This window comes from Micromonospora sp. BL4, assembly GCF_003667505.1.
Lineage (GTDB): Bacteria > Actinomycetota > Actinomycetes > Mycobacteriales > Micromonosporaceae > Micromonospora.
This window is the reverse complement of sequence record NZ_RCVJ01000206.1, coordinates 1-14,525: the sequence shown is the minus strand read 5'-3', so window position 1 is coordinate 14,525 and position 14,525 is coordinate 1. Positions and strand designations below refer to the sequence as shown.

11 protein-coding genes and 1 tRNA gene are annotated in these 14,525 nt (G+C 72.0%); 1 reads left to right on the top strand and 11 read right to left on the bottom strand.

Annotation, left to right across the window (positions count from 1 at the left end; genetic code table 11):
• Positions 1-275 precede the first annotated feature (275 nt).
• Positions 276-348: transfer RNA gene (locus tag EAD89_RS27175), tRNA-Asn, on the bottom strand.
• Positions 349-641: 293 nt separating this feature from the next.
• On the opposite strand from EAD89_RS27175, the gene EAD89_RS27170 reads away from it, so the two are divergent.
• Entirely contained in the window at positions 642-1,061 is a 420-nt protein-coding gene (locus EAD89_RS27170) for a hypothetical protein (RefSeq protein ID WP_121655511.1), read from the top strand.
• Positions 1,062-1,142: 81 nt separating this feature from the next.
• Here the strand turns inward: EAD89_RS27170 and EAD89_RS27165 are convergent, their stop codons facing one another.
• The 10 genes from EAD89_RS27165 to EAD89_RS27120 all read right to left on the bottom strand — a co-directional run bounded on the left by EAD89_RS27165 (position 1,143) and on the right by EAD89_RS27120 (position 14,488).
• On the bottom strand, positions 1,143-2,150 hold the full coding sequence (locus EAD89_RS27165; RefSeq protein WP_121677699.1) for a sugar phosphate isomerase/epimerase: 1,008 nt from the start codon (positions 2,148-2,150) through the stop codon (positions 1,143-1,145).
• 218 nt (positions 2,151-2,368) lie between these two features.
• Positions 2,369-2,854, bottom strand: coding sequence for a sensor histidine kinase (locus EAD89_RS27160; RefSeq protein WP_121677698.1), 486 nt, complete (start codon positions 2,852-2,854; stop codon positions 2,369-2,371).
• A gap of 197 nt (positions 2,855-3,051) precedes the next feature.
• Positions 3,052-5,169 (bottom strand): ThuA domain-containing protein, encoded by a 2,118-nt coding sequence (locus EAD89_RS27155; protein ID WP_121655514.1) that lies wholly within the window; start codon positions 5,167-5,169, stop codon positions 3,052-3,054.
• A 76-nt stretch (positions 5,170-5,245) separates the two neighbouring features.
• Positions 5,246-8,101: a PQQ-dependent sugar dehydrogenase gene (locus EAD89_RS27150; RefSeq protein ID WP_121677697.1), complete on the bottom strand. Its 2,856-nt coding sequence runs from the start codon at positions 8,099-8,101 to the stop codon at positions 5,246-5,248.
• Between the two features lie 288 nt (positions 8,102-8,389).
• The gene (locus EAD89_RS27145) at positions 8,390-9,457 is read right to left on the bottom strand and encodes a polyprenyl synthetase family protein (RefSeq protein WP_121655516.1); all 1,068 of its coding nucleotides are present in this window, start codon (positions 9,455-9,457) and stop codon (positions 8,390-8,392) included.
• Positions 9,454-10,866: an alkaline phosphatase family protein gene (locus tag EAD89_RS27140; protein WP_199733648.1), complete on the bottom strand. Its 1,413-nt coding sequence runs from the start codon at positions 10,864-10,866 to the stop codon at positions 9,454-9,456. The genes EAD89_RS27145 and EAD89_RS27140 overlap by 4 nt, the downstream gene beginning before the upstream one ends.
• Positions 10,863-12,059, bottom strand: a complete 1,197-nt coding sequence (gene eboE / locus EAD89_RS27135) for a metabolite traffic protein EboE (RefSeq protein ID WP_121655517.1) — start codon at positions 12,057-12,059, stop codon at positions 10,863-10,865. Before eboE ends, EAD89_RS27140 begins: the two co-directional genes overlap by 4 nt.
• The gene (locus EAD89_RS27130) at positions 12,059-12,916 is read right to left on the bottom strand and encodes a TatD family hydrolase (protein WP_121677696.1); all 858 of its coding nucleotides are present in this window, start codon (positions 12,914-12,916) and stop codon (positions 12,059-12,061) included. The genes eboE and EAD89_RS27130 overlap by 1 nt, the downstream gene beginning before the upstream one ends.
• Entirely contained in the window at positions 12,916-13,524 is a 609-nt protein-coding gene (locus EAD89_RS27125; protein WP_121677695.1) for an EboA domain-containing protein, read from the bottom strand. The genes EAD89_RS27130 and EAD89_RS27125 overlap by 1 nt, the downstream gene beginning before the upstream one ends.
• 55 nt (positions 13,525-13,579) lie before the next feature.
• Positions 13,580-14,488, bottom strand: coding sequence for a sugar phosphate isomerase/epimerase (locus EAD89_RS27120; protein ID WP_121677700.1), 909 nt, complete (start codon positions 14,486-14,488; stop codon positions 13,580-13,582).
• Positions 14,489-14,525 lie beyond the last annotated feature (37 nt).

Below are 14,525 nucleotides of genomic sequence, written 5' to 3'. Positions count from 1 at the left end.
CTCCTCGCCCGACCATCCCCCACCCAACCTCAGATTTCGACGCAGAAATCGACGCAGCGCGAGTCTAAGTCGACACAACCCATCCTGCCGGCCAAGCGGCCCAAGAAAGCCGAATCCGCCCAGCCCGGGTGGATCATGGAGTTGTGGTGCCGGACGAAGGGGGCAGGCACCACTGAACCGGGCACCACGGCTCCATGATCGACACGAGCCTGGGTGGTCCGAGAGAACACGAAGACGCCCGTCGGCGTGCTGCCGACGGGCGTTGGGTGGAAGAGCTCCCCCGATTGGACTCGAACCAATAACCTGCCGGTTAACAGCCGGCTGCTCTGCCAATTGAGCTACAGGGGACCGTGCACCGCCCGGCCCGGGATCTCCCCGACGCCGTGCGACGGGACAAGAGTACAGGACATCCGGGGGTGGTGGTCCAGTGGGTTCGGCCTCGCACCTTCCATGATCCAGACGCCCAGGTCAGCTGCGTGGCCCATCGATAATCGGGGCAAATCGTCATCCGGGCACAAGCAGGTATGAGCGGAGAGCAGGATGGGTAGTTAGCTGCGGACAGAGGACGCAGGCGCGAATTGGTCGCTCCCGACGGGGCAGCTCGCCGGGGCGACGGCGCGTCAGGTACGGAAGGAGCCGCCATGCGCGGAAAGATCATGTTTCTTGGCGGGCTGGCTGCGGGATTCGTCCTGGGCGCCCGTGCCGGCCGGGAAAAGTACGAAGAGCTGGTCGTCAGGGGCCGCAAGGTGCTCGACCACCCGACCGTCCAGGAGGCGGCCGGGGTCGCGCAGGCCCAGGCCAACAAGCTCTACAGCGAGGGCAAGGACAAGCTCGGCCAGACCAAGCTGGGCGAGAAGCTGGGCACGGGCAACGGCAGCTCCGGCAAGCAGGAGCTGACCGCCGCCGACGACGCGTTCGCCGGCACGCCCGCCACCGTTGGCGCCAAGGCGGGCTCCGGCTCGTCGGGCACCAGCAGCTCGGTCGGCACGACCTCCGGGTCGCCGTCGGCCACCCCCCGCACCAAGCCGTCCGGCTCGGGCACGAACGCCAGCACGCTCTGACCAACCGCACGTCGACGGGCCGGTCGCCGCAGGGCGACCGGCCCGTGGTCTGTCCGCGTGCGGCGACCGCCGCCGGGAGCGTCAGTCCTTGCTGCTGAACGCGGCGTCGAAGGCGGCGCTCGGGGCGTCGAAGGCCAGCCGGCGGACGAACTGCAACGCCTCCGGGGCACCGACCAGCCGGTCCATCCCGGCGTCCTCCCACTCGATGGAGATCGGGCCGGTGTAGCCGATCGCGTTCAACGCCCGGAAGCAGTCCTCCCAGGGCACGTCCCCGTGCCCGGTGGAGACGAAGTCCCAGCCGCGACGCAGATCCGCCCAGGGCAGATGGGAGGCGAGCCGGCCGCGCCGGCCGTCCCCGGTGCGCACCTTGGCGTCCTTGCAGTCGACGTGGTAGATCCGGTCGGCGAAGTCGAAGATGAAGTTCACCGGGTCCAGTTCCTGCCAGACGAAGTGCGACGGGTCCCAGTTCAACCCGAACGCGGGCCGGTTGCCGATCGCCTCCAGCGCCCGCTTCGTCGTCCAGTAGTCGTACGCGATCTCGCTGGGGTGCACCTCGTGCGCGAACCGCACCCCCACCTCGTCGAACACGTCGAGGATCGGGTTCCAGCGGTCGGCGAAGTCCTGGTAGCCGCGCTCGATCATCGACGGTGGCACCGGTGGGAACATCGCCAGGGTGTGCCAGATCGACGAGCCGGTGAATCCGACAACGGTCTTCACCCCGAGCTTCGCCGCCGCCCGCGCCGTGTCCTTGATCTCCTCGGCGGCCCGCTGGCGGACGCCCTCGGGCTCCCCGTCGCCCCAGATCCGGCCCGGCAGGATGTCCTGGTGCCGCTCGTCGATCGGGTGGTCGCAGACGGCCTGACCGACGAGGTGGTTGGAGATGGCGAAGACCTGGAGGTTGTGCTTCGCGAGCGTCTCCCGCTTGCGATCGACGTACGAGTCGTCGGCGAGCGCCTTGTCGACCTCGAAGTGGTCGCCCCAGCAGGCGATCTCCAGACCGTCGTAGCCCCACTCGGAGGCGAGCCGGCAGACCTCCTCGAACGGCAGGTCGGCCCACTGGCCGGTGAAGAGCGTGATGGGTCGCGCCATTGTCCTTCTCCCCTGTTGTGATGGGGATTCCGTGTGCGGACCGGGGCGAGGGGTGACCGGTCAGAGCCGTACGCGGCACCGGGACGGGACACCGGTGGGTGCGGAACGCACCTGAGCCCGGCGGGTTGCGCCTCCCACCGGGTCACCGGCCACCGTCACGGTCGCCGCTCACACCCTATTTCCGCCGGGCCCATCGCGAAAGCCCCGCCGCCGGATCGTCATTCGGCCATCTCCTCCGGCGCGGGCAGGACAGCCCGGACGATGAAGCCACCGTCGGGGCGCGGGCCGGCGGAGAAGGTGCCGCCGATCCGCTCGGCGCGCCTCCGTACGGCGATCAGACCGCGTCCGGCTCCCCCGCCCGTCGGCGCGGCACCGGCGCCGTCGTCGCGTACCTCGATGGTGATGCCCGTGGCGTCGTAGCGCAGCCGGACCGACACCGGCGCGCCCGGCGCGTGCCGGCGCGCGTTGGTCAGCGACTCCTCGATGATCCGGTACGCCGCGACGTCGACGGCCTCGGGCAGCGGTCGGGGCGGTCCGGCCAGGGCCCAGCGCACCGATTGACCGGCGGCGAAGCCCTCCACCAGCGCGTCGAGACGGTTCAGGCTGGGCGCCGGTCCGGTCAACGGATCGGGCTCCTCGGCCCGGTGCAGCAGCCGGTGCCCGTGCGCCTGCACCATCCGGCGCCACCGCGCGAAACGCCCCATGCTGGTCAAGGTACGGCAGTCGGCCGTGAGCCGGTCCGTGGCCTGGCGGCGGCGGGCGGCGAATGATTGGTGTGAGCGCCCGCCTCGAAAGCCTCGCTGCCGCTCCGGCCGGTAGCGCGGACAAGCAGACAGACCATGCCCGGCCGGGCGGGGCACACCCGGCCGGGCATGGTCGGCGCTGGGCAGGGCTCAGCCGATCAGGGGAGCGTCCACTTCTGGTTGGCCGCGCCGTTGCAGGTCCAGAGGTGCACGACCGTGCTGTCCGCGGAGTTGTTCCCGGACACGTCGAGGCACTTGCTCGACGACACGTTGCGCAGGCTGCCGTCGGCCTGGGCCGCCCAGTTCTGCGCGCCGGTACCGTTGCAGGTCCAGAGCTGGATCTTGGTGCCGTCGGCGGTGCCGTTGCCGGACACGTCCAGGCACTTGCCGAGCGCCCTGATCGTCGAGTTCGGCGTCACGGTCCAGGTCTGCGCCGTACTGCCGTTGCAGGTGTAGATCTGGATCTGCGTGCCGTCGGCGGTGCCGCTGTTGCGCACGTCGAGGCACTTGCCGCCCAGGCCCTTGATCGGGCCGACCCCCGGGGTGCCGCCACCGCCGCCCTTGACCAGGGTGAAGTCGTCCACGTCGAAGAGCCCCGTGCCGCTACCGGTGAAGGTGAGGTAGAGGTTCTGGGTGCCGGACGGGACGCCGGACAGCGCGGTGGTGACGTTGGCGAACGTGGTCCAGCTGCCGGTGTTCGGCACCGCGACCGAGCCGAGCACCGGGCCGGTGGCCGAACCGGTACGCACCTGGATCGTGCCGCCCGCGCCGCCGGAGACGACCCGGGACGTGAACGAGGTGACCCCGGTCAGGTTCACACCGTTGTACGCGGCCCAGTCACCCGGGTCGATGTAGCCGATGGTCTGGCCACCGTTGGCGCCCGCCTTGGTGAACGGGGTGACCCCGTTGGCCGAGCTGAACGCCTCGGCCTGGACGGTGGTGTTCCCCGTCGGCGGCGGCGTGGTGCCCAGCTCCTTGATCCGGATGTTGCGGAACGAGGCGTCGTCGCCGGTGCCGTGGTTCTGGATGCCGATGTGGCCGGCCAGCGAACGGACCGGGTTGGTGTTGGTGAAGTCGTTGATCTTCACGCCGTTGAGGAAGATCTGGAGGCGCTCACCCTCGACCAGCAGCTCGTAGGTGTTCCACTCCCCCGGCGCGTTCAACGCCGCGTCACGGGCGGCGATGTCCGCGGACTTGAAGGTGTAGACCGACCCGGTGGTGCGGTCGGCCGCGTCGGTGGCGTCGATCTGGATCTCGTAACCGTTGTCCACCGCCGACCACGGGTCACTCGAGGGTGGGAAGCCGATGAACACGCCGGAGTTGTCGTCGCCGGCCAGCTTCCAGTCCATCTTCAGCGAGTAGTTGGTGAACTGCTTGGCGTTGTACCAGAACAGCCCCATCCCGCCCACCGAGGTGAGGGTGGCGTCGGAGTTGGTGAAGTTGCCCGGACCGGCCTGCGACCAGCCGCTGGTCGAGCCGTTGTAGAGCGGGGTGTAGCCGGTCTCCGGCCGGCAGTCGGCCTTGCTGCGACCGGCCGCGTACCGGATACCGCCCAGCAGGTGCGCCCGGAACGCGGGCTCGGCGTACGACGCCTGGGTGTGCCCGCCGCCGGTGTAGAAGGACCGGCCGCCGCTGTAGCCCTTGCACCAGGAGTGCGGGTGGTCGGCGCCCATTCCGCCGCCGGAGTACGACGACTCGTCCAGCGTGGCCAGCACGTGCGCGGTGGACCGGGCGTTGGTCCGGTAGTTGTACCACTCGTCGGTGCGGGTCCAGGTCTGCGGCAGGTGCGCGGTCGCCGCGTGCCCCCGGTCCTCCACCTTGACGTTCGCCTGCTGGATGGCCGGGTGCGAGGCGAACCACGCGCCGACCAGGTTGCCGTAGAACGGCCAGTCGTACTCGGTGTCGGCGGCGGCGTGCACGCCCACGTAGCCGCGGCCGGAGCCGATGTACGACTCGAAGGCCGTCTGCTGGCTGGCGTTGAGCACGTCACCGGTGGTGTTGAGGAAGACCACCGCCTCGTACTGGTTGAGGTTGGCGGTGGTGAAGGCGCCGGCGTCCTCGGTGGCGGTGACGGTGAAGTTGTTCCCCGCGCCCAGGTCGCGGATGGTCTGGATGCCGACCGGGATCGCGTCGTGCCGGAAGCCGGCCGTCTTGGAGAAGACCAGCACGTCGTAGGGGGCGTCGGCGGCGCTGGCCGGGGTGGCCGGGGTCGTGCAGGCGAGGACGGCGAGGACGGCGGTGGCCGCGCCGAGGACGGGACGCAGGAGTCTGCGCATATCGCTCTCCTAAGAACGGTTAGGAGGGGCCCCTCGTACAAACACTAGGCGTCGACGAGGGGCCCCTCCGCTCAACTCAGGGCAGGATCCACTTCTGGTTCGCGGCGGCGGTGCAGGTCCAGAGGTGCACGGCGGTGCTGTCCGCGGAGTTGTTTCCGGAGACGTCGAGGCACTTGCCGGACTGGACGTTGCGCACCGTGCCGTCGGCCTGCGCGGCCCAGTTCTGCGCCCCGGTCCCGTTGCAGGTCCACAGCTGGATCTTGGTGCCGTCGGCCGAAGCGCCACCCGAGACGTCGAGGCACTTGCCCAACGCCCTGATCGTGGAGTTCGGCGTGACCGTCCAGGTCTGCGCCGTACTGCCGTTGCAGGTGTAGATCTGGATCTGCGTACCGTCGGCCGTGGCGGCGTTGCGCACGTCCAGGCACTTGCCGGCCAGACCCTTGATCGGGCCGGCCCCGCCGGTGGGCGGCGTACCGGTGACGAAGGTGAACGCGTCCACGTCGTAGAGCGCGCCGGTGCCCGACCCGGCGAAGGTCAGGTAGAGCGTCGTGGTGCCGGTCGGCGGGTTGCTGATCGCCCCCGTCACCGTGGTGAAGGTTTCCCAGCCGCCGGTGACCGGGACCGTGGCCGAACCGAGCACCGTGCCGGTGGCCGAGCCGGCCCGGACCTGGAGGGTGCCACCGGCGCCCGCCGAGGAGACCCGGGCGCTGAACGAGGTCACGTTGCCCAGGCGGTACGGCTGGAAGGCGATCCAGTCGCCGTTGTTGATGTCGCCGACGGTCTTGCCGCCCTCGGCCGGGGTCTTGCTGAACACGTTGACCCCGAAGGAGCTGGCGAAGAACTCGGCCTGCCGGTGTCGCGGCGGCAGCGTGTGCTGGGTGTGCGTGGTCAGCCCACCGGCGTCGGTGTACTCGGCGTCGAAGATGGCGAAGATGTTCGCCGCGTCGTCGTGTTCACCGTCGACCGGGATGGTGATCGAGCCGGAGCAGCCGGTCTTCGAGGTGATCTGGTGCCCGTGCTGGTCGTGCCCGAGGACGTAGGTCATCTTGACCTTCGTGCAGTCGATCGTGCCGTCCTCCGGGTCGGTGACGGTGATGCTGAACGGCACCGTGTCGCCGAAGCTGAACAGCTGCCCGTTGCCGGGGCTGTTGATGGTCACGGTGGGCGCGGTGTTGCCCACGTTGATCACCACGCTGGCCGTGCCGGTGGCGCCCTGCGGATCCCGTACGGTCAGCGTCGCGGTGTAGGTGCCGTTGGCGGTGTAGGTCTTCGACGGGTTGGCCGCCGTGGAACTGGTGCCGTCACCGAAGTTCCACGAGTACGTCAGCGCGCCGCCCTCCGGGTCGGACGAACCGGCCGAGGAGAACGTCACCGCCAGCGGCGCGGCGCCGGAGGTCCGGTTGGCGCTGGCCGCGGCGTTGGGCGCCCGGTTACCGCCGGCGACGTAGTCGAAGCGGTAGAGCGCGGAGTTGGCGTCACCGTTGAAGTAGCCGGTGCCGTAGTCGAGCACGTAGTACGCGCCGTCCGGGCCGAACGCCGAGTCCATCACCTGCTTGCCGACCCAGGGGAACGTGTCGATGGTGCCCCGGGAGCCGTCGGCGTTGACGTGGATCGGCTTGATCCAGCCGCGGCCGAACTCGGTGGCGAAGAACTGCCCGTCGAACGTCTGCGGGAACTTCGTCGTCGAGGTGGACGAGGCGTTGTACCGGTAGACCGGGCCGCCCATCGGTGACTCGGAGCCGCCGCCGAACTCCGGCGGGGTGCCGGCGTCACCGGCGTACCGGATCCAGGCCGGCTTGGCCGCCGGCAGGGTGCCCAGGCCGGTGTTGCGGAACGAGTTGTTGGTCGGCCCGCCGGTGCAGTTGTACTTCGCCCCGCCGGTGTTGGCGGCGAAGTCCCACTCGTTGTACGTCTCGGTGCTGGTGTTGGTGCCGGTGCAGTACGGCCAGCCGTAGTTGCCCGGCGCGGTGACCCGGTTGAACTCCACCTGGCCGGACGGTCCGCGGGTGGCGCTGGTGGAGCCGGCGTCCGGCCCGTAGTCACCGACGTAGACGACGCCGGTGGCCTTGTCCACGCTGATCCGGAACGGGTTGCGGAACCCCATCGCGTAGATCTCCGGCCGCGTCCTGGCGGTGCCGGGTGCGAACAGGTTGCCCGCCGGGATGGAGTACGTGCCGTTGGCGTTCACCTTGATCCGCAGGATCTTGCCGCGCAGGTCGTTGGTGTTGCCGGCGCTGCGCTGCGCGTCGTACGCCGGGTTGCGGTTGGTCCGCTCGTCCAGCGGCGCGTAGCCGGCGGATTCGAAGGGGTTGGTGTCGTCACCGGTGGACAGGTAGAGGTTGCCGGCGGCGTCGAAGTCGATGTCGCCGCCGACGTGGCAGCACAGGCCGCGGTCGGCCGGCACGTCGAGCACGTCGACCTTGCTGGCCTGGTTGACGGTGAAGTCGGCGTTGAGGGTGAACCGGGAGAGCCGGTTGACGCCCTGCCAGGCCGAGAAGTCGGTGCCGGTGGCGGGCGCGTCGCCGCCGGGAGTGGAGAGCGGCGGGGCGTAGTAGAGGAAGATCTGCCGGTTGCTGGCGAAGTTCGGGTCGACCCCGACGCCCTGGAGCCCCTCCTCGTCGTGCGTGTAGACCGGCAGGGTGCCGATCACCGAGGTGGTGCCGTTGGCGTCGGTGCGGCGCAGTGTGCCGTTGCGGGCGGTGTGCAGGACCGAGCGGTCCGGCAGCACGGCCAACGACATCGGCTCACCCATGTCGGCCACGCCGCGGGCCAGCTCGACCTGCTGAAAGTCCGTGGCGTTGATGGGGTGGGCCTGGGCGGGGGTCGAGCCGGCGCCGAGCGCGACCGTGCCGGCCGCGGCCACCAGGAGCAGTGCCGATCCGGAGGAAAACCATCGTCGGGACCGGTGAGTAGGAGCGTCCTTTTTGGACATTGGTGTGCTGCCCCTTCCTGACGAATGACTGCCAGGCCGGGCGCGCGCCGTCGCGCCGGATGCCGTAGCGGTGGTGGTGGGGGTCGATGGGTTACCGCGCCGCCGGTTCACCTCGACGAAACATTGTCGTGTTGGCCACGACACTAAATTGCGGGGTGTCTATGTGTCTATACCTTCCGGCGGATCGCGGTGAACTTTCGTCGATTCGATCGAAAGTCGGCAGGCAGCGCGGTACCCCAGGTGTCGCAGGGGACGTCGGCGCAACCGTGTCCGGCGCGCGCCGACGGGTCAGGCGCGGCGGTCGATCGCCTGCGCGGCCAGCGCGACCAGTGCGGCGCGGGCCTCCTCGGCCACCGCCGCACTCTCCAGCGCCGCCAGCGCGGCCTCGGTCCGGACCCGGATCATCTGCTCGATCCGCTCCCGAGCGCCGGTCGCCTCGATGATGTCGCGCAGCTCCGCCGCGCCGTCGGCGTCCAGCGCCGGATTGCCGAACAACTCCCGCAGCCGGGCGGTCTGCGGCCGGTCGGCGGCGCTACGGGCCAGCGCCATCATCACCGTCGGCTTGCCCTCCCGCAGGTCGTCCAGGACCGACTTGCCGGTCACCGCCGGGTCGCCGAAGACGCCCAGCACGTCGTCGCGGAGCTGGAACGCGTCGCCCAGCGGGTCACCGAACTCGCCCAGCGCGGCGAGCAGCTCCGGCCCCGCGCCGGCCAGAGCCGCGCCGATCTGCAACGGCCGGGTCACCGTGTACCGGGCGGCCTTCATCCGGATCACGGTGAGCGCGCTGGCCACCGAGCCGTCACCCACCCCGGACACCAGGTCCAGGTACTCCCCCGCGATCACCTCGGTGCGCATCAGCGCGAACACGCCGTACCCCCGGTGCACCTGTTCGGTGCTCAGGCCGCACTCGTGGAACATCTGGTCCGACCAGGCCGCGCAGAGATCCCCGCAGAGCAGCGCCGTGTTGCGCCCGTACGCCTCGGGGTCGCCGCGCCAGGACGAGCGGGCGTGCAGGTCGGCGAAGAGCCGGTGCACCGACGGCTCGCCCCGGCGGCGGTCACTGCCGTCCAGGATGTCGTCGTGGATCAACGCGAACGCGTGGAACAGCTCCAGCGCCGCCGCGGCCACCACGATCGGAGTTCCGTCGGGCGCCCCGGCGCCGCGCCAGCCCCAGTAGCAGAAGAGCGGGCGCAGCCGCTTCCCGCCGGCCAGCACGAACCGGTACAGCGCGGTGAACACGCCCCGTGGCGCGCCGTCCGGCCAGTCCGGGCCCTGCCGGTCGAGGAACCCGGCCAACTCCGCGTCGAAGCGCGCCCGCAACCCGCTCGCGTCGGCGGGCGCGACGGTGACCGTCATGACCCCTCCCCCGGCCGGCCCGCCTCGGGAGTCAGTCCGGCCAACTCCAGCAGCAGCGCCTTGACCTCGGTGGCCGCGATCCGCTCCCGGGCCGCGGCCGGGTCGGAGCAGAGCAGCACCGGGGCGTCCGCCGGGTCGTCCGGCAGCCGGCCGTGCGAGCCGCGTACCGCCCGCGCTCCGGCGTCCAGGCCGACCGCGCTCATCAGGTAGCGCATGCCCAGCTTCTTGCGGGCCAGCGCCACCCCGGCGCGGGCCTTCGCGGCACCGGGGTTTGCCGGATCGAAGAACAGCTCCGCCGGGTCGTAACCCGGCTTCCGATGAATCTCCACCAGCCGGGCGAAGTCCGGCGCGCGGGCGTCGTCCAGCCAGTAGTAGTAGGTGAACCAGGCATCCGGCTCGGCCACCAGCACCAGCTCACCGGCACGCGGATGATCCAGCCCGTACGCGGCCTTGCCCTCGGCGTCGAGCACCTCGGCCACCCCGGGCAACCCGGAGCAGAGCTTCGCCACCGCCGGCACGTCGGCCGGATCCTTGACGTAGACGTGCGCGACCTGGTGGTCGGCGACCGCGAACGCCCGGGACGTCCACGGGTCGAGGTACTCCATGCCGGCCTGGGTGTGCACCCGCAGCAGCCCCTCGGCGCGCAGCAGCCGGTTGACGTCCACCGGCCGGGACACGTCGGTGATGCCGTACTCCGACAGCACCACGACGGTGGCGTCGCGGGCCCGGGCGGCGTCCAGCAGTGGCCCGAGCACCGCGTCCAGCTCGGCCGCCGCGGCCGCGGCCTGCGGCGAGGACGGGCCGTACCGTTGCAGGTCGTAGTCCAGGTGCGGGACGTAGACCAGGGTCAGGTCGGGTGCGACATCGGCCAGGATCTGCTCCGCCGCCTGGCAGATCCACCGCGACGACGGCAGTCCCGCCGTCGGCCCCCAGTAGGTGAACAGCGGGAAGGTGCCCAGCCGCCCGGTGAGCGCGTCGTGCAGCTCCGGTGGGTCGGTGTAGCAGTCCGGTTCCTTGCGCCCGTCCGCGTAGTACACGGGGCGCGGGGTGACCGTCCAGTCGACGTCCGCGCCCATCGCGTACCACCAGCAGACGTTGGCGACGGTGTAGCCGGGCTCGGCCCGACGGGCCGCCTGCCAGAGCTTCTCCCCGCCGACCAGCGCGTTGTGCTGCCGCCACAGCAGCACCTCACCCAGCTCCCGGAAATACCACCCGTTGCCGACGATCCCGTGTCCGCTCGGCGGCTCGCCGGTGAGGAAGGTGGACTGCACCGAGCAGGTCACCGCGGGCAGCACGGTGCCCAGCTCGGCCCGGAAGCCGCCGTCGGCGACCCCCCGCAGCCGGGGCATGTGCGCCAGCAGTCGCGGGGTCAGGCCGACCACGTCGAGCACCACGAGTCGCCGGCTCATCGCGCCACCCCCGCCGTCGTCAGCTCCGGGGTCAGGCCCAGGCCGACCAGCTCGTCGCGGGCGAAGGCCAGCTCGGCGGCGATGCCGGCGGCCAGCTCCGCGTCGGTGCGCGGCCGTCGCGCCTCCGGCAGCACCCCCCAGGTGTACGTCTCCACGTCGAGGTGGTCACAGCCGGCGGCGGGGCCGGCGTACAGCGCGGCCAACGCGGCGCGCAGCACGGGCAGGGTGGAGCCGAGTGGTTCCTCGGGTGGGGCGTGCAGCGGCACGTGGTAGTGCACCCGCCACGGGCCGGGCAACGCCGCGTCCAACGCCGCGTCCAGGTCGTCGGCCGCGTACGCCGGGTCGGCCGGGTCGGCGCCGCCCGCGCAGCCGGCGCCCCGGGTCTGGTGCAGGAAGCGCGGCTCCACCCAGCGGCGCAGCGCGTCGGCCCCACCGGCCGGGTCGGCGGCCTCGACGGCGGCGGAGACCTGCACCTTGACCACCGGCAGCCCGGCGCTTCCGAGCCGGGCCAGCGCCGCGGCCGGCTCCTCCCAGGCACAGGCGAGGTGGGCCAGGTCGAGGCAGACGCCCAACCGCTCGGTGTCCATTCCGGACAGCAGCGCGGCGGCCTGACCGGTGCTCTCCACCACGCAGCCCGGCTCCGGTTCGAAGCCGACCCGCACCTGCCGGCCGGTGTCCCGCTGCACGGCGGCCAGGCCGGCCGCGAGCTGGTCCAGCCGGCGCCGGGCGGCGTCGGCCCGCTCGTCGTCCCAGGGCTGCCGCCAGGCCAGCGGCAGGGTGGAGATCGAGCCCCGGGCGGCGTCGTCGGGCAGCAGGTCGGCGAGCACCCGGGCCAGATCCAGGGTGTACGTCAGTCGCTGCTCGGTCGTCCAGTCCGGCCGGTAGACGTCGTGCTTGACCACGGGCGCCTGGAAGGCCGCGTACGGGAAGCCGTTGAGGGTGACCACCTCCAGGCCACGCGCGTCGAGTTCGGCGCGCAGCCGGCGGCGCAGCGCCGGGTCGGCGGCCAGCTCGGCGGCGACCGGGGCGGCCAGCCACAGGCCGAGCCCGAGCAGGTCACTGCCGAGCGCCGCGCGGACCGGCACGGCGTAGGTGTCCAGTTGGTCGAGGATGCCGGCGAGATCCTCGGCGGGGTGCACGTTGGTGCAGTAGCCGAGGTGCACGGTGTCGCCGCCGGCGTGCCGCAGCCGCATCAGCTGCCGCCCCGCAGGATCGAGTTGCCGGTCTGCGGGTCCACGGCGGCCGGGTCCTCCAGGTCGCTGAGGTCGAGCCGGCCGGACTGCCCGTAGAACTCCACCGGATTGCGCCACAGCACCCGGTCGACGTCGTCGTCGGTGAACCCGGCGAGCAGCATCGCCTCGCCGGTGGCCCGGGTCAGCAGCGGGTCCGAGCGCCCCCAGTCGGCGGCGGAGTTGACCAGCATCCGGTCCGTCCCGTACTCCCGCAGCAGCTCGACCATCCGCCCCGGGGTCATCTTGGTGTCCGGGTAGATGGAGAAGCCCAGCCAGCAGCCGGTGTCCCGGACCAGCTTGACAGTCACCTCGTTGAGATGGTCGACCACCACCCGACCCGCGTCGATGCCGGACTCGGCCACCACGGCGAGGGTGCGCTCGACGCCTCGCGCCTTGTCCCGGTGCGGGGTGTGCACCAGCGCCGGCAGGTCGTACGCCACGGCGAGCGCGAGCTGCGCGGCGAACGCCTCGTCCTCCTCCGGGGTCATCGAGTCGTACCCGATCTCGCCGACCGCGACCACCGCGTCCTTGTCCAGGTAGCGCGGCAGCAGGTCGAGCACCGGACGGCAGCGCGGGTCGTTCGCCTCCTTGGGGTTGAGCGCCACGGTGGCGTGGTGCCGCACCCCGAACTGCCCCGCCCGGAACGGCTCCCAGCCGATCAGCGAGTCGAAGTAGTCGGTGAACGAGGCGGCGCTCGTGCGGGGCTGTCCCAGCCAGAACGCCGGCTCCACCACCGCCCGGACGCCGGCCGCGGCCATCCGTTCGTAGTCGTCCGTGGTGCGTGAGGTCATGTGGATGTGCGGGTCGAAGATGCGCATCACGCCTCCCGGGGCAGTGCGGCGGTGAGCCGGTCGAGCAGGTCGGTGGCGTCGGCGGGCAGCTCCCGGCCGGCGGCGTGCCGTTCGGCGGCGAGCGCGGCCAGCATGGCGGCCAGTTCCCCGTCGGCGCGGGTGTCCAGGTCGGCCACCACGGCGAGGGGGACACTGCTGAACACGCACTTGAGCACCGCCTGCCGCCAGGCGGCCGGGTCGAGGTGGCGGGCGTACGGGCCGAGCGCGGCGGCGACCAGCCGGGTGTCGTTGGTCCGGATCGCGTCGTGCAGCAGCGGCACCCCGGCGGCCCCGATCGGCAGCAGCGGCAGGGCACGCAGCACCGCCCGCCGCTCGGCGGCATCGCCGTGCCGGTAGAGGGCGTCGGCGTGTTCGGCGTGGTCGGCGGGCAGGGCGGTGAGCAGCAGCACCCGGGCCGCGTCGTCGGCCGTCCAGCCGGGCGCGTCGGGCAGTGCGGCGCGGCCGCAGCGCCGGCCGGCGGCCGGGAAGAGCCGGGTGATCGCGGTGGGCTCCGCGGCGACGCGGCGCAGCGCCGTGTCCAGCCAATCGGGATCGGGTACGCCTCCCAGCGCGGCCCGTAGTGAATCCGGTGTCATCCCGTCTCCTCCCTCTTGCTGCTCCAGGCGCGCCCCGCCACCCTTTGCTCTGCACCTATATATGCGCCGGGGCCTCTCTCGCGGGTGTCGCCTCGGCGGGTGCAGAGCAAAGGGTGCTGGCAGGGTGGTAATCGGTGGCCGTCGCTGCGGCGGCACGCAGGAACTCGATCGACCGGGCAGCCACGGCGGGTGCGGCGTGCGAGTCGCGGGGCAGCTCCACCGCGACCAGCCCTCGGTAGCCGGCCGCCGCCAGGGCGGCCAGCACCGGCGGAAAGTCGATCTCGCCGGTGCCGAACTCCAGGTGTTCGTGCACGCCCCGGCGCATGTCGTCGATTTGCACGTTGACCAGGTGCGGGGCCACCTCGGCGACGCACTGCGGCACCGGCCACGGCTCCAGGCAGCGGCAGTGGCCGATGTCGAGGGTGATGCCGAAGCGGGCCGGGTCGCCGAGCGCCGCGCGCAGCCGACGCCAGTCGGCGATGTCCTGCACCAGCATCCCCGGCTCCGGCTCGAAGCCGAGGGTGACACCGGCCGCGTCGGCGGCGTCGACCACGGTGGCGCAGCCGGCCACCAGCCGGTCCCAGGCGGTCTGCGGTGGCACCGCGTCCGGGCGGACGCCGGCCCAGAAGGAGACCGCCTCCGCGCCCAGGTCGGCGCCGATCCGCACGGCCCGGCGCAGGAACTCGATCCGCCGGGTCGGGTCGTCGTGCAGCAGCGTCGGCGCGTGCTTGTGCCAGGGGTCGAGCAGGTAGCGGGCTCCGGTCTCGATCACCACCGCGAGGCCCAGCGCGCTCAGCCGCCGGCTCACCGCCGCGATCCGGCGGCTGAGACCGGGCGCGAACGGGTCGAGGTGGTCGTGGTCGAGCGTGAGCGCCACCCCGACGTAGCCGAGGTCGGCGAGGACGGCGAGCGCGTCGTCGAGCCGGTGGTTGGCGAAGCCGTTGGTGCCGTACCCGAGGCGCAGCGTCCGTGCGTCGGCGGCCGGCGGGGCGGGGCGGGGC